At 45.3% G+C, this 16,717-nt stretch carries 15 protein-coding genes; all 15 read right to left on the reverse strand.

All coding sequences use genetic code 11. The features are described from left to right. Nucleotides 1–85 precede the first annotated feature (85 nt). The 15 genes from glpX to ASL11_RS13845 all read right to left on the reverse strand — a co-directional run bounded on the left by glpX (nt 86) and on the right by ASL11_RS13845 (nt 16,446). Complete coding sequence (gene glpX, locus ASL11_RS13775; RefSeq protein WP_056614942.1) at nt 86–1,051, reverse strand: class II fructose-bisphosphatase; 966 nt, start codon at nt 1,049–1,051, stop codon at nt 86–88. 46 nt (nt 1,052–1,097) lie between these two features. Next, nucleotides 1,098–1,901, reverse strand: coding sequence for a pyruvate, water dikinase regulatory protein (locus tag ASL11_RS13780; RefSeq protein ID WP_056614944.1), 804 nt, complete (start codon nt 1,899–1,901; stop codon nt 1,098–1,100). 16 nt (nt 1,902–1,917) lie between these two features. Further along, nucleotides 1,918–2,553: a helix-turn-helix transcriptional regulator gene (locus ASL11_RS13785; protein ID WP_056614947.1), complete on the reverse strand. Its 636-nt coding sequence runs from the start codon at nt 2,551–2,553 to the stop codon at nt 1,918–1,920. A 203-nt stretch (nt 2,554–2,756) separates the two neighbouring features. Beyond that, complete coding sequence (locus tag ASL11_RS13790; protein ID WP_056614956.1) at nt 2,757–3,299, reverse strand: chromate transporter; 543 nt, start codon at nt 3,297–3,299, stop codon at nt 2,757–2,759. 19 nt (nt 3,300–3,318) lie between these two features. Further along, nucleotides 3,319–3,963 (reverse strand): chromate transporter, encoded by a 645-nt coding sequence (locus tag ASL11_RS13795; protein ID WP_056614957.1) that lies wholly within the window; start codon nt 3,961–3,963, stop codon nt 3,319–3,321. Between the two features lie 141 nt (nt 3,964–4,104). Next, nucleotides 4,105–5,019, reverse strand: a complete 915-nt coding sequence (locus ASL11_RS13800) for a DMT family transporter (protein ID WP_056614960.1) — start codon at nt 5,017–5,019, stop codon at nt 4,105–4,107. A 218-nt stretch (nt 5,020–5,237) separates the two neighbouring features. Then, entirely contained in the window at nt 5,238–5,741 is a 504-nt protein-coding gene (locus ASL11_RS13805; protein WP_056614963.1) for a hypothetical protein, read from the reverse strand. Between the two features lie 209 nt (nt 5,742–5,950). Next, nucleotides 5,951–7,501: an ABC transporter substrate-binding protein gene (locus ASL11_RS13810; RefSeq protein WP_056614968.1), complete on the reverse strand. Its 1,551-nt coding sequence runs from the start codon at nt 7,499–7,501 to the stop codon at nt 5,951–5,953. Nucleotides 7,502–7,578: 77 nt separating this feature from the next. Next, nucleotides 7,579–8,478: a carbohydrate ABC transporter permease gene (locus tag ASL11_RS13815; protein WP_082595430.1), complete on the reverse strand. Its 900-nt coding sequence runs from the start codon at nt 8,476–8,478 to the stop codon at nt 7,579–7,581. A 23-nt stretch (nt 8,479–8,501) separates the two neighbouring features. Then, the gene (locus ASL11_RS13820; RefSeq protein ID WP_056614971.1) at nt 8,502–9,446 is read right to left on the reverse strand and encodes an ABC transporter permease; all 945 of its coding nucleotides are present in this window, start codon (nt 9,444–9,446) and stop codon (nt 8,502–8,504) included. Nucleotides 9,447–9,638: 192 nt separating this feature from the next. After that, complete coding sequence (locus ASL11_RS13825) at nt 9,639–11,975, reverse strand: AraC family transcriptional regulator (RefSeq protein WP_056614973.1); 2,337 nt, start codon at nt 11,973–11,975, stop codon at nt 9,639–9,641. Between the two features lie 31 nt (nt 11,976–12,006). Continuing rightward, nucleotides 12,007–14,088 (reverse strand): right-handed parallel beta-helix repeat-containing protein, encoded by a 2,082-nt coding sequence (locus ASL11_RS13830; protein ID WP_056614976.1) that lies wholly within the window; start codon nt 14,086–14,088, stop codon nt 12,007–12,009. A gap of 72 nt (nt 14,089–14,160) precedes the next feature. After that, entirely contained in the window at nt 14,161–14,385 is a 225-nt protein-coding gene (locus ASL11_RS13835; protein ID WP_327205102.1) for a DNA-binding protein, read from the reverse strand. Further along, nucleotides 14,386–15,534, reverse strand: a complete 1,149-nt coding sequence (locus ASL11_RS13840) for a glycerate kinase (RefSeq protein ID WP_056614979.1) — start codon at nt 15,532–15,534, stop codon at nt 14,386–14,388. It lies immediately after the preceding gene. A gap of 30 nt (nt 15,535–15,564) precedes the next feature. Continuing rightward, nucleotides 15,565–16,446, reverse strand: coding sequence for an NAD(P)-dependent oxidoreductase (locus ASL11_RS13845; RefSeq protein WP_056614982.1), 882 nt, complete (start codon nt 16,444–16,446; stop codon nt 15,565–15,567). Nucleotides 16,447–16,717 lie beyond the last annotated feature (271 nt).

Consider the following 16,717-nt stretch of genomic DNA (forward strand, 5'->3'; position numbering starts at 1 on the left):
TTCGCATCTTCTCAACACAAGTATATGCAGAGGGGAACTTGGCACATGTCTAGCTTGTAATTCCTAGTTTTGTTGTTCTTGCGAATTAGGCGCTCCCTCGCTGCTCCTCATGTAACTGGTGAACGCATTGGATAAAACGCACAGTCTGTGTCTCTGCTCTCATCACTACCGAGTGGGTTTGCGCACGACCGCCCCAGCCATACTTGACACCATGTAAGAAATCGCCTGATGTAACCCCTGTTGCCGCGAAAATAATATCGGAATCGCCCACAAGGTCCCGCATGCTTAACACTTTCGATGGATCCGAAATACCCATGGCTAGACAACGCTGATGTTCTTCTTCATTCTCAGGCAGCAAACGCCCTTGCAGTTCGCCCCCCATACAGCGCAAAGCAGCTGCTGCAAGGACACCTTCGGGTGCTCCCCCTGAACCTACATGCAGGTCAATCCCCGTTTCCGGGAATGCCACTGCCATCGCACCTGCTACATCACCGTCACTGAGCAAATATATTTTGACTCCGAGTTTACGTAAGATCATTATGTGTTCGGCATGTCGATTGCGATCCAGGATAGAGACCGTCAGCTCTGAAATTTCCTTATGCAGAATGCTTGCCGCTTTCTGAATGGTCACCTCAAGCGGATCTTCGAGACTCAGCTTGCCAGCCAAGCGTGGACCAACCGCCAGCTTCGCCATATACATATCAGGGGCATGGAGGAGATTGCCTTTTTCTGCGATAGCCACAACAGATAGGGCATTATTCCGACCGCTTGCCACAATATCAGTTCCCTCTAATGGATCAACAGCCACATCAAATTCAGGTCCTACGCCACTGCCTACCTCTTCCCCAATGTAAAGCATTGGCGCTTCATCCATTTCCCCCTCACCAATAACAACCGTCCCCCGAAAAGGAACAGCACTAAAATATTCCCGCATCGCGGAAGTTGCGGCTCCATCCGCATCATGCTTATTCCCTTTCCCTGTCCAGCTAGATGATGCAATGGCTGCTGCCTCTGTTACCCGCACGATTTCCAATGATAAGTCTCTGTGCATAAGCGATCCACCCTCTCGAAATTGGTTTGATTCGTTGTCTGATGCGTTATGATCTTTCCGCCAAAATTAAGCCCGCTGTTTCCTCAATTGCTTTCTCGCTCACATCAATAATCGAACAACCCAATTCACTATAAAGTTTCATGGCAAAAGCTAATTCTTCCTCTATCCGCTCTTTCGTCGCATATTTAGCACCGAAAGGGAGACCAACGGCTTTCAGTCGTTCTGTACGAATACCAATCAGCTTATCCACACTCATCGTAAGTCCGACAAGCTTCTTCGGGTCTAGCTCAAATAATAGACTAGGAGGCTTAACCTCTGGAACTAAAGGATAATTCGACACCTTAAATCCTTTGTGCGCCAAATATATGCTAAGCGGTGTCTTGGATGTTCGTGATGGTCCCAGCAGGACGATATGGGCTTGTTTCATTGTGCTAGGATCTTTGCCATCATCACTATTGACTGTAAATTCTACCGCTTCCACACGCTGATAATACTGTTCATCCAACTGGTAGAGCAGCCCAACTTTACGCTTAGGCGAATCCTTAAACGTGTCAATAAAGGCTTGCATCATAGGGCCCATAATATCGATGGCATTCACGCTCAATCGGATAGCTTCTTGCCGCATCATTTCTCTTAGTTCAGGCAATACAAGCGTGTAGGCGATAAACCCTTTTAGTCGTGAGGCTTCCTCTACGATCGTTCGTACTTCATCTTCCGTTCGAATGGAACCATGTCGTTTAACGACAACCTGACTTGCATTAAACTGCCGAATCGTTGCTTGAACAACCGTATTTGCTGTTTCTCCTACCGAATCCGAACATACGAAAATGGTATGCAGCTTCTCTCCCATGTAAATTCCCCCTGATTTACTTACCTAGCGCTACATCCAGCAGCAATTTGGTCATTGTTGTTTTCGTAATTCGGCCTACAACTTCCAGTCCTTCCCGGCCCTCAATTGCCTTAACGACGGGTAAGCTGTCCACTTCATGATGAATCATCTTCCGAGCTGCTTCCAGCACGCTATCTTCAGGGTTCACCGTAATAATGTTCGGTTGTCTGGTCATCACCAACGAAACTGGCATTGCCGTTGCCGTTGCATGTCCTAATGTAACCTTGAGTAAATCCTTTCGTGAAACCACGCCTGCTAGTACACCCTCCTGATTAACAATCATCAAACTCCCCACATTCTCGAGAAAAAGGGCAACAACTGCATCACTAACGGTTACTGTTTCCCGAAGCAAAAAGGGAATGCCCATTACGTCCTTCACCTTCATGGACTCAATCAACTTGCTCGGTGCGTGGACGTCGTGTGCTGCTGTTCCTAGAAAATAGCCCACCTTTGGTTTGGCATCGATATGACTTAACATGACTAAGACCGCTAAATCCGAGCGAATGGTCGGTCGACTAACCCCCAGCAGCTCAGCGATACGTTCTCCAGTAATTGGCGCATATTTGCCGACGAGATCAATTATTTCTAACTGGCGAGCCGTAAGTTCGATGATGTTTCCCTCCTAAAGCAATGAAATATCGTTATATAGTATGTTCTATTTGTTATATATTGTACATTATATAACAATTCTCTGAAATATAAAGATGTTTATTGCCTATAAAAGAATTTTTTATCACCTATTTCCTCTTAGAGACAAAAAAGAGAGTTTCCCAAAAGCCATAAGTATGGCCGAGACACTCCCTCAAAGTCTATATTTTATAAGAAAAAAGCGATTCCCAGGACACCTGCCCCAACAATAACAACAAATGGATGCACCTTATATTTAACAATCGCCATGAAAGCGCCGCCTGCAATGAGAAGCGTTGCAACTTGTTTCCACGTGACCCCTGTATCTACCGTTCCGAAGGATGATTGGCCAAAATGCAGCGCAGCATAGACGATAAATCCTGTCACAACAGGTTTGAGACCGTAAAAGGATGATTTGAACCACGGATGCGAGTGCCAACGAAACAAGAAGGCCGCTGCGAGGATGATGATCACCAGAGACGGCAGTACCATGCCTAACGTCGCAAGAATGGCCCCAGGGATCCCCGCTGTCTCATAGCCAATTAACGTGGCGCTATTCGTTGCAATGGGACCAGGGCTGGTGCCAGACAAGGCAATAACATGATGAAATTCATCCTGTGTCAGCCAATGATGCCGTTCAACCTCAAGCTGGATGACAGGAATCATGGCATAGCCCCCGCCAAAGGATACGAGACCAATTTTGAGAAATGCGAGAAATAATTGGAGTAGCATCTACGAATCACCTCATCCTCTAGATCCCATCCGCCATAAACCATTCAGCGGACTTGTTGTCAACGTTCTTAGATGTTGTTGTATCTGTATGAGATGGAGGATTTGTCATGCCCCATTTGTTCTTAAGATACGTTGTGACGAGACCGACCAGTACGCCGAGTGTGATCAACACGAGAGGCGATACCTGAACGACGAGCATGACAATCACAGTTCCTACTGCTATAAGGAGGGTAAGCCGATCGAAGATCGATGATTTTGCCATTTTGTACGCGGCAGCCGCAATAAGACCTATAATCGCAGCATGGATCCCCTCCATGAGGGCTTGCATTTTGGGGTAATGCTCAAGCCAAGCATAAATCACACTTAGCAGGAGAACGATCAGAAAGGTCGGTAGCGTAATCCCTACGACGGCCGCGATAGCTCCAGCAATTCCTGCGAGACGATAACCGACCAACGCAGACACATTGACACCAACTCCACCAGGGGCTGCACCGGAGATGGCCAGAAGCTCTGACATTTCCGCGTCTGACATCCAATTCTTCATGATGACGACCTCTCGTTGAATGGCAGGAAGCATGGCATAGCCACCACCAAATGTAAGCGGGCTAATTCGAAGAAATGTCCAAAATAGGCGAATCAACTTGCTGAGTATGTTCCCTGTCATTTTGATCTCCCCCTCCACTTAATTCTATTTTGAATTAAAGTAAAGGAGAAATCCAATCAATAATCGTAATCTCATTACAAGTTTTTGCTTATAATGTGGGACTCTCACCCATTTTACCGCTATTCCTACAAACAGTTTGATTCACTTTGACAAAAAGGGGCGAGCTTGCTTCTTCATAGCCCTATTCGTCAAATACACACCTAACACGATGGAGGAGGCTCCCAACAGATGATATAGCTGCAAGGATTCCCCCGTAAAGGTGGTTGCAAAGATCGCGCTAAACAAGGGTATGAAGTTGAGAAATCCTGCGCAACGCTGGGGACCGGCTAGCTCTATTGCTTTATTCCAGCTCAAGAAAGCTACGATGGACGCGAAGATTCCCACATATAGTAACCCGCTAACCAAGCCAGGACTCCAGGACACATCAGGTGATTGGATGATCCACTCTATGGACGCACTTGGAATCAATACCACAAGCGCAACGAATACTTGCACCAGTAAAAATGGGCTTGCCGGAAAGCGGCCAGCCATTTTTTTCATACCTACGGAATATAAAGCCCAGCATAAGACGGCGATCAACATGTACATATCACCTTGATTGACGGACAAACGGAGGAGGGCAGACAAATCCCCTTGACTAATAATCCAACACACACCTAGGATGGATACGCCAATTCCAGGTAATGCCCACCAGGCAAGTCTTTCCTTCATAACTGCCCAAGTGATGAGAACAACGAATATAGGTGTCGCCGAATTCATTAATGAGGCATTAATTGAGCCCGTGTATTGGACAGCGACATACGTGAGTGAGTTAAATCCCGCTACTCCTGTTAGGGAGAGGAATACAACCATTTTCCAATTCGCTAGAAATTCATGTTTGAGTCGCCAGGCTGCTTTGCCAAAAAAGGGCAGTAAACACAAGAACGCAATACTCCATCTAACCATTGCTAACGTGATGGGAGGAATATGTACTACGAGTGACTTACCCGCCACAAAGTTACCTCCCCAAATGCAGGTTGCCAGTATTAATAAAAGGTACGGGGATCGTTTCAACATCGCCTATGTATCTCCTTTAAGTTGACGTTATGTATTTCTAAAAGAGGACTGCATCTACAATCTTGAAATGCCTCTTGGAAAAAGATACATACTAAAGCATAGCGTTGGCAAGCATAAATATTTAAAAGCAAACAAAAGTCTCCGTTTTTCTCGGAGACTTCAAGTGAAATCAAGTGAAATTGTGTGACTACAGTATGAATAGTTTGAATCAACTGATGTTACATCTCATCTTCTAGGAATTGAACCTCACAGAAGCAGCCGAGTGGGATCATTTCGTGCAAGCAGCGCAGCATGTGTTCCTTCTCTATCTCCTCCATTCGCCTAAGTGAATCGAAGTCAAAATGAATGATGCTGTTAATGACGTCATAATGCTTAAATCGCAACCGCCCATAAGGAAATTGCCGATTGATCGCAGCTAGAATCCCATATTGATTTAAATTCGAGCGCAGCGCCGTTTGCGTAATATCCGCAGGTACTTCTTGCAACAGCGGTACTTTATCTGCACGGACTGCACAATAGGCTTTTACTTGAAAAACGACATACGGGTACAAGTAAGCGTTTGCATACTTCTCCACATAAAGTGCATCTTGCTTAGAAAGTTGCAAATCTTCCGTCCATGCATAAATAGTCGCCTTGTATTTATCTGAAGTGTGAATTCGGATGTACCTTAAATGGGGAAAGCGAGTTTTCACTAACTTTTCCGATAAAAGCCGTGTTCCCACCAAGATCACCTCTTTCAATCCTGTCATTGTGTTAGTAGTATATGCATGAAAATAAAAACAGCTATCCTTTAACTTTGAAAAGGCAGCTGACTTTATCTCCTCGTTTACTCATCTATATTCGAGAGCTTGGCCTAATATGATGCAGCGACAGCAAAAGCCGTCCCCTGAGGTCAAATGACCACAAGTGACGGCTTCTTATACTGCACGACTTACAAGCCTTTCGCTTTCAAGAAAGCTTGCCATTGCTTCGTTGTTTCCGCATCGATCTTGTCTTGACCAGCCGCTTTCAGCTTGTCGATGTATTTCTGCAGTTGATCCGCAGGATCTACAGCACCGGTTTCAAGAGCGACTTGGAACTCGTTATCTACGGCGGTCACGTTAGCAACCTCAGATTTGATCGTGTCTCGATTCACATCAAAGCCGTAGGAAGCTGGCACCATGGCGCTTTCGTTTAATTTTATCGTTTTGTCCCATACATCTGGTGTCTGAGCGCCTTTCAAGAACGCGTTAAATTGGTTGCCGAACACCCAATCCACATTCGGAGCATAGCCAGAATCCTTGATCGGTTCAATATATTTGTCATCCTTTTTCGTATAGTGTTTGCCTTCCAACCCATTGGAAATCAGATTATACAGCACTTTATCCGTGTTAAGAAGGTTAATGAACATAAGGGCTCGATCTGGGTTTTTGGAGGTTTTGCTAATCACCTGCATCGCGCTCGCAACACCCGTAAAGTAGGAATCGGAAATCGGCACATACACAACAGCATTGCCGCCATTATTCGCCATTTCATCCACTTCACCGCCTGGCTTTGTCGTAAATTCAAGGCTTACCGCCACTTTCCCCTTCTTCTTGAGATCGGTGATGTTTTTGAGCAGCGGTGCATCCTCGTTGATATAGCCAGCTAATGACCATTTATGCATCGTCGTGAAGAAGTCCTTCTTATTTTGCAACTGTTGAATTTTCGTAATGGACGTGTACGTTTTGTCATCCTTCTTGTAAGCAACCGCAAGACCATCTGCGGCAACAAGATTCGGGTCTGTATAGAGGCCCCATGAATTCTGAGCCATCCCGAAAGGAATAACATCCTTTTCATTGTCCTTGATTGATTTCAAGAAAGGCTCAATGTCTTTATACGTTTTGATCGAATTAACATCCAATTTATATTTATCCACGAATTGCTTTTGAATGACGAGACTTTTCGTCTTGGCTGCGATTTGATAAACCGGGAAGCCGTACACTTTACCATCCGTCGCTTTCATATCTGGCCAGAATTTATCGGGGATGTTCTTCCGGGCTGCGGCCGCATTTTTGCTAATCATCGCATCGGTCAGCTCCAAGAGCGCACCCTTATCAATGTTCGGCTGATAGCTTAGCAGCCAATATTTCGAGCCCCATGCTACATCGAAGGCTTCACCAGACGCCATGATGGTGTTCAATTTCGGATCATATTCATCAAAGGAAAGCGGCTTCAGATCTACTGTTGCATTGATTTTGCTCTTCACATACTTATTGACTTCCTCATTCACGAGTGCCTGATCTTTACCAGGTGGATTACTTGGATAATAAAACGTCAATTTGACTTCAGGCAGTGTGCTAGGTGCAGGTGTAGCGGGCGTCGCGCTTGTCGTTGTCGCTGGTGTTGTTGCTGCCGGTGAAGATGTTTCACTTGCCGTGTCGGTCTTGCATCCAGCTAACACGGACATACTCAGAAGCATAATGGCTGCAGAGCTCAGGTACATTTTTTTTCCTTTTATCAACCTTCACACCTCCATATGAAGTACCCCTAGTATCATCAGAACATCAAATCTTCCTTACGAACGCCCCTCACCTCCTCTCAGCTTTTGAGTGAACCTACCGTAATTCCTTTCACAAAGTACTTTTGAAAAAAGGGAAACATAATCATCATCGGACCGCCAGCAACCAAAGCCATCGCCATCCGCACAGATAATGTAGGGAAGTTCGCAAATTGTAATTTACTCGCTGCCTCGGCTAAAGGCGAATTCGCCAGAAATTCAATCTGAGATAGAATGCGAACAAGCAGCAATTGAAGCGGCACATATTTGTTATCATCAATGAACAACAAAGCATTAAACCAATCATTCCAATAGGCAAAAGAAATGAATAAACCGAGTGTCGCTAACGCTGGTGTGGAAAGCGGTACAATAATACGGTAGAAAATGCGAAGCTCACTGGAGCCGTCGATCTTGGCGGATTCGATAATTTCCATCGAAATTTTATCGAGGAAACTTTTCATAATGATAATATTGAAAGGATTCATGAGCAGCGGAATGATGAGTGCTAGAATTGAATTTTTCAGATGCAAGTATTGTGTCATTAGGATATAGAACGGGATTGTACCCCCATTGAATAACAAGGTGAAGAAAATATAAAACGTAAGCGGTCGATGATAGCGAAAGTCTCGTCGTGACATCGGATATGCCGTCAACGTCGTTAATAACAGGGATAACACGGTTCCAATAATGGTGATTCCGATCGTTACCCCATACGATTTCAGCCAGATGTCGGGAGACTTGAAGACAATTCGGTATGCTTCTAAGCTGAGTTCTTTGGGAATAAAACGATAACCGAATTGGATCAGACTATTCTCGGACGACAATGACACCGCAATCACGAGTACAAACGGGATGATCATCAACACACATATCACGGCGAAAAACGTATGGATAACCCACATGGATGCCGGTTTCACTGGTTTAGCTACGGCAAGCTCCATAAAGCTTCTAGTCTCCTCCCCCATTAGAATAACGCGTTCTCTTTATCAATTCGGCGTACCGCTGCATTAGCTGTCACAATCGTAATTAAGCCTACAACCGATTGTAGAAAACCTACAGCTGCTCCAGAATTAATGTCACCAAGCTTCGCTAAGGCACGATAGACATACGTATCTATGATATCTGTCGTTGCGAAATTGGCGCCAACATTATTCGGCACAAAGTAATGCAATCCGAAATCCCCGCGAAAAATATTGCCTAAGCCTAAAATAAACACAATGATAATCAACGGCTTCATGAGCGGCAATGTAATTCGGAAAATCATTTGCATACGCGATGCGCCATCTAGTTTGGCTGCTTCGTAATATTCCGTGTTTATGCCAACAATCCCAGCGTAGTAGATTAATGTCGAGAAGCCAACACTTTTCCATACAGCAACCACAGGTAAAATAAAGAGCCACGGTGTTGTCTCGAAGTACCATTTGTGCGGAGAAAGCCCGATGTTGCTTAGAAAGCTATTGAGGTACCCACTCTTATGCTCTAGGAAACCGTACGCAATGTAACCGACCAATACTAATGAAATGAAATACGGTAAAAATAGTGTGGTTTGATACACTTTCACCATACGGCCGCTAACCTCATATAACAAGATAGAAAGGACGAGCGCAGCAAGCGTTCCAAGTACGATATAGGTCATGTTGTATAAAAGGGTGTTTCGAATAATACGCCAGGCGTCCTGTGATTTGAATATAAATTCGAAATTTTTGAAGCCGACCCATTTGCTCCCTAGAATTCCTTGATCATACCTGAAATACTTAAATGCTAAGATCAGTCCAATCATGGGTAAATACTTAATGACCAGTTCAAACAAAATACCTGGAGTCGCAAGCAACAGCAGCTCTCGATTTTTCCACAGGTGTTTGAATTCCTGGAATAGCCTTCGTTTTTTGTTGGGATGCGATTTCATCATTGTGCTCCTCCCTCCCTATTCGTATCTTGCCACAGGATGAAGCGTTTACATAGCGTACGATGTTCGAAAACATGTAGAAAGTATGTGTACAATGTTCGAATTACTCTCTTTCCCCCATTGAAAAGCACAAAACCGCCCTTCCACGCACCAATTGGTGCAAGAAGTGGCGGTTGATTGAACACATTTCCCTTATTAGGAAATCGATTTCTTCATGCGATATTCCTTCGGCGTACTACCGAATTTGGCTTTGAACAATCGGAAAAAGTAACTCGGATTGGCATATCCGCATTTTTCCATAATATCTAGGACCGAATGATCCCCATTCTCAAGAAGATGCTGGGCGTGTTGCAACCGAACTTCATTGATATACTCCGTAAGTGTAATTTGATAGCTATCCTTGAACAATTTTCCCAAGTACGCGGATGACAGTTTGACTGTGGCGGAGATTGTTTGTTGGCTCAGGTTAATATCCGCATACTTTTGATGGATGAGTTCTTTGACTGTTTCCAAAATCATGTCATTCCGTTCCACATTAGACGGCTTCTGACCCTCACAAATTTGTGAACATAAGGCTAATAAAGCTACGTACATTTCTTCTAACGTTTCCTTCTCCTGCGGAATGTGATGAATATAATCCACATTGAAGTTCATCTTTGTTACGCGATTTTCCATAATTTCAACTACGGTATACTTGATCACCCATGTTAAATTCGTTACAGCGCGATGAATATCATGATAGTGAAAGGTGGCAAAAAGGGAGAACGCTTTCTCCAGCTCGATCCCTGCTTCTGTCATTAAGCCTTTCTTCAAGCTCTCCGATAACTTCCGTTCGATGGCTTCTGGGATCGACACACGCTTATTCGCGTTGTTCTCCTTAACCATTTCACTCGTAATAATGGATTTGTAGCCGAAAATCAGCGTATATAAGCTATTCTGTAAGGCTTGTGTATAGCCAGATGACAGCTGTGTCAATTGCGAGATGGGATCACTAAGTCCACACGATAGGCTCAGATCGTAATATTTCTCAATTGTATGCTGGATGTCTTGAAGGATGGGAAGAATCCTATCCGTTTTCGACGTGGCAGGCGCGTCAATCAGGGATACAATAAGAATAATATGATCGCCCCATACCTCCACTGCTTCACAAGGATACACTTTGGACATCATTTCCTGCGCGATATTCGTGATGGCAAAGCTATGCATTTTCTTCAAAGCAACGGCTGTATGATTCGCATACGCCTGAAAATGATCCAAACGAAGCACACTGACAATGATTTCGGCGGGATAAGCAATATTCAGTTGATGCTTGTCAATCAAGCTCATCATATCGTGATGTGAGAACATTTGACCGTCTGTCATAAATTTACGGATGTAATATTTATTAACGATGTGTTCCGAGCTGATTTCTTGCAGAGTATGTGACAATTTCAAATAATTCTCGCTCATGGCGTGCAGCTCATCCCCATCGGTTCGCCTCGTGGGTTCACCCCGTGGATGCTGAAACCGAATCCGATGCAGCATATCTTCGATCGGATGATACAATTTATAAGACAACCAGACCGATAGGCCAATAGCAATCAAGAGGAGAATGCCAGAGACAACTAATGACTTCACACGGGTCTGCGTAACTTCTGCCATCAATTGGTCATATGATTGTACATACAGAATCGTCCAATTCGGAATCGGATCTGCCATATAGGTAATCATGCTTTTCTCACCTTCCACATCGCCAATAACGAAGCCGGAAGGTTCATCTGTTAGAGTCCTATGATTCTTAATGTAGGTATGAATGGTATCTTGTGTTGCTTTACTGCCATACGCATCTATATTGTGAGAGGAATATAAGCGACCTTCCTGGTCTGCCATTAGAATATCCCCTTGCGAACGGCTGCCTGTATCGTTCATTTTCTTCAAGCTGTCGAAGACCCAATCGGACTTAATATACAGAACAATAGCGGACTCACCACGTGAAAAAGGCTTCAAGGATTCCGTTACGACGAACGCGAATGCATCTATTTGACCATCCTCGCGGTCCAGACTGACTGGAATGAGCCGGGACGTTTCGTGCTGGTGATCAGGATCGAGCAACCAATTCATAATTTTCTTTTTGGTCACACCGCCGTCCAATAAGAAATTGGTGGTCGTCCCGTATATCTCATTCTGAGAATGATTATAGACGACCATGGAATGTAAGAAGGAGGAACTGTCCATGATACTAGACATGCGTTGATAGCCCTGGATTAAATCCATTTTGGGTAAGGTTTCATCGAACATCAGAGGAATGAGCAAGTTATCTTTTAAGACAAAGTAAGATAAGTGCGTAATGATTTCGTTCATATAGGAGAAATTGTACTGCATTTGCGTGAGAATTTTGAGATTCGAGTCTTCCTGAATCCGTTTCATTGATTTTTCCAACAGATATGTATTGGCAAATGAGGAAGCTAATAGGACAACAACCATCGATAACATGATCGAGCTTAGTACGCGCTGCAAATATTTCTTGGATTTATAAAAACCAAATCCTTTCATAAGTACCAAGCCCCCTCTCATTATGACGAATTTACTGTGGTCCTATCTGTTTATTATCGATGTCAACCCAACCAAGCAAATAGGCGGGTGACGTGATCTCAAGGCGAATCTTCCCACCAGGCAACTGTCTCAATTGAGGATCTGCGATGAGCGAATGTGCATCGAATTTCCCACCAAGTATGGAGCGCCAGGCCTGCCAGTCATAAACATCCCGCCCTAACAAATCTGCTCCTGACGATGGCAAGGGTAGTTTCCCTGCTACCTGACAAACGCCCTGAGACCGATCCGACCAATAGAGATTATAATCCGCTTCCGCGAACTTATCTTCCCGCCAATTGACGAAATAGTAGAGGTAACCTGAATTATAAATAATGTTCCCTTTCACCGTAACCTCTTTATTGTCTTCGCCTGCCATCTCTTGTGTGCCAATAGCAGCGATCGCATCGGGATTGGATACGAGTAAATTGCCTTGAATGAGGTTGCCAATACCTTTGGAGAAAATGAGCATCCATAGCTTTCCTTCCCCTGTACTGTAGAGACCTGTCAGCACATTCTGGGTAACCGTGAAGTAGTCGGAAGCATCATCCAAATAAATGCCAAAACCGAAAGAAAAGTGAATCCCACTGTCGTGTAAGCGGTTCCCATGAATCGTATTCCCCGTCCCAACACCCCAGGATTCAATCATACCGCCATCCTGACTGTCGATCATGACATTCGAAATATCGTTATACGCAATGTAATTATTGCGCGCATGCAGGAAGTCCCAGTGGTTCTCCCAAGAAACTGGTATTCCGTAAATGTTTGCTGGCATGACCTTGTGACGCAAGCCTTTCAAGGAGATACCGTAGCGCGGCATATGCGATATCCGATTATGAGTAATTTCGTTATCTCCACTTTGATACAACAGAATTCCGCAGCCATGCCCGATCAGCTCACCACCATATCGAATCACGTTATTCGTGATCCGATGCTCTTTATTGGTATATGAGGCTCCTGCGGAAGTAAATGTGCCTTGAAGCGGTGAATAGCCTGAGGCACATATTCCCATATACCCCAAATGCTCGATAACATTGCCATGTATCCGAATGTTTCGCGTTTGATGATCCAGGAAAATTCCGCAGCTTCCAGAATTAATGAGATGACAATGCGATAGTTCGATATCCGTTGCATACTGCATATAGACCAATCCTTCTCGGTGCTCATCTCGCTCTACATTACTCATTCCCTCGTCATCTTGAATCATTTGATAATCCGACCAGAAGTCTGTGCAGGAGAATTGGAGTCCGTGAAAATGAAGATGTTGAATCGGCTCATCTTGATCTTTGCCTTTCATCTCAATCAGCCTTGTGACTGTTGGTGCGATAATCTCCTGGTGTAGCGGAGAACCTATTCTCGGCTTGTAGTAGAGCCATCCGCCCTTTTCATCAAAGTGGAATTGACCAGGTGCTTGAAGAAAATCGAGTGAGCCTTGCATAAAATAGCGTGAGCCTTCTCCTATTTCCCAAAAGGAAGGTTGCTGAAATGACACAAATCTAGCCTCTGCATCATGAGATTTCACGGATCGCAGTTCTGAGAACCAGTTCCATTCCCCTTTCCCTGGCCAAATGAATACTTGAGCTTGTGTAAGGTCACTCCCTTCTGTAATTTCTCCCTCCTTATAGTAAATGCCATCCCGGCAAGCTGCTTCAGGTTCGCCATCTACTTGAAAGTACCCTGTTGCTGGCAAACGTGCTTTAGCCATACGTTCACCATCCGCATATAGCGTATGGAAGCTGCTATCCGTCCCTACCCACGCCCGCCACATGTCTGCGCTATAAGGCTCCCAGTTTGTAATTGGTCTTCCACCTATGATCTTGACTTCTTCACCAGGTACATTACAATAGCTTACACGAAAGCCATCTCTGCCCGAATCACGTTCATCTAATTTCCATGTATCTCCTAAATAATACGTACCACCGGACACAAAGACGATGACATCGCGATTCATCCCTTTGTGGATGATCGTCCGAACTGTCATCTGAGCTTTGGTTATCGTTAAGAATGGCGCTTCTTTACTTCCATCGTGATCATCATTTCCGGTTGTCGCTACATACAATTGGGTTGATAATAGCATGAGCTTACTCCTTTACACATCATAATACCCTTATTTATGACTAGGAGCTTGTCGGTATACCATTTTCATTCACTAGGAGCCTGGTTTAAAAGATAAGCCCTTCGCTGCTAGCTCTTCTCGAATTATATCTCGCGCTTTGGGACCCATGCCATGCAGTTTCATAAGCTCCGTCTCCGTGATTTGGGTGAAATCATGGAGCTTCGTAACACCTGCCCCTGCTAAAGCTCGCCTCGCTGGAGCTGCTACGCCTCTGGGGAGTACCAACTGGTCTTCCTCTTGTTTATTCGTTGACATCATCTATACCTCCTTCTTTCGTCCAGCCAAAAAAGTACGCATAACTTGCTCTGCCTTCTGCGCTAAAAGCTCAGGTGTGCGACTCATCGCCTCCTGAAGTGTCATCGGACCGTTCACAATGCTGTGAATACTTGTCATGCCATATTCATATAGCTTCTCAATTCCCTGCCCGACGGAACCAGATAAAACAATAACAGGCACGCCAAGCTTCGAAGCCGCCTGCGCTATCCCCATCGGCGCCTTGCCGGAAGCGGTCTGGGCATCCGTCTGCCCTTCGCCGGTGATGACAAGCTCAGCATCCAGCAGATGCTCATTTAACTTGGTCATCTCGATGACCACGTCGATCCCTCGCTTCGTGCTTGCAGGGAAGAACGCTTGAAACGCACCGCCAAGTCCGCCCGCGGCGCCAGCTCCAGGCATATGATGCACAGCAATTCCTGTATGCGCTGCCATCAAATCTGCAAAGTTGGTGAGCGCTGCATCGAGGGCTTCCACCATCTCCGGTGTTGCACCTTTCTGCGGTCCAAAGACATAGGATGCCCCTTGCGGACCAACGAATGGATTCGTAACATCCGAAGCAATGATAAACAGCGATTCATTGGTGATTCGCTCATCCCACTTTGAGGCATCAATCTGTGTAAGGTGAGACAGGGCATGTCCTCCTGCACCAATCTCGCGCTCATCCGCGTCTAAGAGTCGTAAGCCTAACGCTTGGAGCATACCGCTTCCTCCATCATTCGTTGCGCTGCCGCCGAGCGCAAGAATGAAGGAACGATAGCCTTGATCGAGTGCATGGCGTATTAATTGACCAGTGCCATACGTTGTCGCCAGCATCGGATTCCGGTGCTCCTCGGGAATTAGCACGAGTCCGGAAGCTGACGCCATTTCAATCACACACGTTATGCCGTCTCCTAGTACGCCATACGATGCCATCACCTCATCTTGAAGCGGACCTCGTACAGGAACAGAGATCTTATTTCCGTGCGTCGCCTGTATTAGGCTATCTACGGTTCCTTCGCCTCCGTCTGCCATAGGGATGAGGACGGTATCTGCTGCGGGCATAGCCCGTAGAATCCCGTCTCTTATCGCTTTGGCCACTTCTTCTGAACTAAGGCTGCCTTTAAATGAATCAGGTGCAATCACGATTTTCATTAGTCAACCTCCAGGTCGAACAGCACAATCTTATTTATTAATTAATTTATACAACGCTTGTGTACCACTTTCCTCTTCGCCCATTGCGGCTAATTGTTCATAGAGAGATTTGGCAAGCGTCAAACCTGGAAGCTCTACTTTCATTTCTTCGGCCGATTGCAAAGCAATCTTCATATCCTTAATAAAATGTTTCACATAGAAACCTGGCGCAAAATTGTCTGCAATCATTCGAGGCCCCAAATTACTTAAGGACCAGCTACCAGCGGCACCTGTTTCAATACTTTGCAGCACAGTCGTCGGATTAAGCCCCGCTTTCTTCGCATAAACAAGCGCTTCAACGACACCCATCATATTGCTTGCAATCGCAATTTGATTGCACATCTTCGTATGTTGCCCAGCTCCTGCTTCTCCTTGATGAACGATATTCGTGCCGATTTTTTGAAAAATAGGCAGCATCTGCTCGAACACGTCACGATCACCACCGACCATAATGGACAATCGCGCTTCTCTTGCCCCAATATCTCCACCAGAGACAGGCGCATCCAAGGAGAATAGCTGACGCGTCAGCGCTTCCTCATAAATCCGTTTGGCAAGGGACGGGCTCGATGTCGTTAAATCAATTAGGAAGCTACCTGGCTCTGCCAGGGCAAGAATGCCATTGTGCCCAAAATAGATGTCTTCGACATCGCTTGGAAATCCAACCATCGTCATAATAACCTGACACTTCTGCGCTAATGCGCCTGGCGTGTCCTGCCAAATCGCCCCCTTTTCCAATAGCTCCTGTGCCTTTGCTTTCGTACGTGTATATACATGAACCTCATATCCCGCCTGAATCAAATGTCCTGCCATGCTTTTCCCCATCACGCCTGTGCCAATGAGTCCTATGATTGGTTTTGCCGTATGTGCTGTCATCTATATATCCACCTTTCCCAGGTACCTAGTAGTAGTCACTTTTTTCTCCATTTAAACTTATCACCCTCTTCCCTTCTGGTCAAACGATGCCATGAGAGCAACTCGATCCTACGATAAGAATTGGAGGATGCGAGCGAGGGACATAAATGATGAGAAGAACGTTCAGGGTACGTTCATCCTGACGGTCCTAAAATCTGGTGAGATAGTCGATTTTTTCGACTATCTCACTCCTACTGGCGCTGTTTCTCGGGAGATAGTCGATTTTTTCGAC

It is taken from the genome of Paenibacillus sp. Soil750, assembly GCF_001428045.1.
GTDB classification, from domain to species: domain Bacteria; phylum Bacillota; class Bacilli; order Paenibacillales; family NBRC-103111; genus Paenibacillus_E; species Paenibacillus_E allorhizoplanae.

Coding starts and splice junctions, on each gene's coding strand:
- ASL11_RS13820 (WP_056614971.1), bottom strand. CDS start 9,446: ATGATGAAATCGCATCCCAACAAAAAACGAAGGCTATTCCAGGAATTC.
- ASL11_RS13845 (WP_056614982.1), bottom strand. CDS start 16,446: ATGACAGCACATACGGCAAAACCAATCATAGGACTCATTGGCACAGGC.
- ASL11_RS13840 (WP_056614979.1), bottom strand. CDS start 15,534: ATGAAAATCGTGATTGCACCTGATTCATTTAAAGGCAGCCTTAGTTCA.
- ASL11_RS13830 (WP_056614976.1), bottom strand. CDS start 14,088: ATGCTATTATCAACCCAATTGTATGTAGCGACAACCGGAAATGATGAT.
- ASL11_RS13790 (WP_056614956.1), bottom strand. CDS start 3,299: ATGCTACTCCAATTATTTCTCGCATTTCTCAAAATTGGTCTCGTATCC.
- glpX (WP_056614942.1), bottom strand. CDS start 1,051: ATGCACAGAGACTTATCATTGGAAATCGTGCGGGTAACAGAGGCAGCA.
- ASL11_RS13780 (WP_056614944.1), bottom strand. CDS start 1,901: ATGGGAGAGAAGCTGCATACCATTTTCGTATGTTCGGATTCGGTAGGA.
- ASL11_RS13795 (WP_056614957.1), bottom strand. CDS start 3,963: ATGACAGGGAACATACTCAGCAAGTTGATTCGCCTATTTTGGACATTT.
- ASL11_RS13815 (WP_082595430.1), bottom strand. CDS start 8,478: ATGGAGCTTGCCGTAGCTAAACCAGTGAAACCGGCATCCATGTGGGTT.
- ASL11_RS13825 (WP_056614973.1), bottom strand. CDS start 11,975: ATGAAAGGATTTGGTTTTTATAAATCCAAGAAATATTTGCAGCGCGTA.
- ASL11_RS13835 (WP_327205102.1), bottom strand. CDS start 14,385: ATGATGTCAACGAATAAACAAGAGGAAGACCAGTTGGTACTCCCCAGA.
- ASL11_RS13800 (WP_056614960.1), bottom strand. CDS start 5,019: ATGTTGAAACGATCCCCGTACCTTTTATTAATACTGGCAACCTGCATT.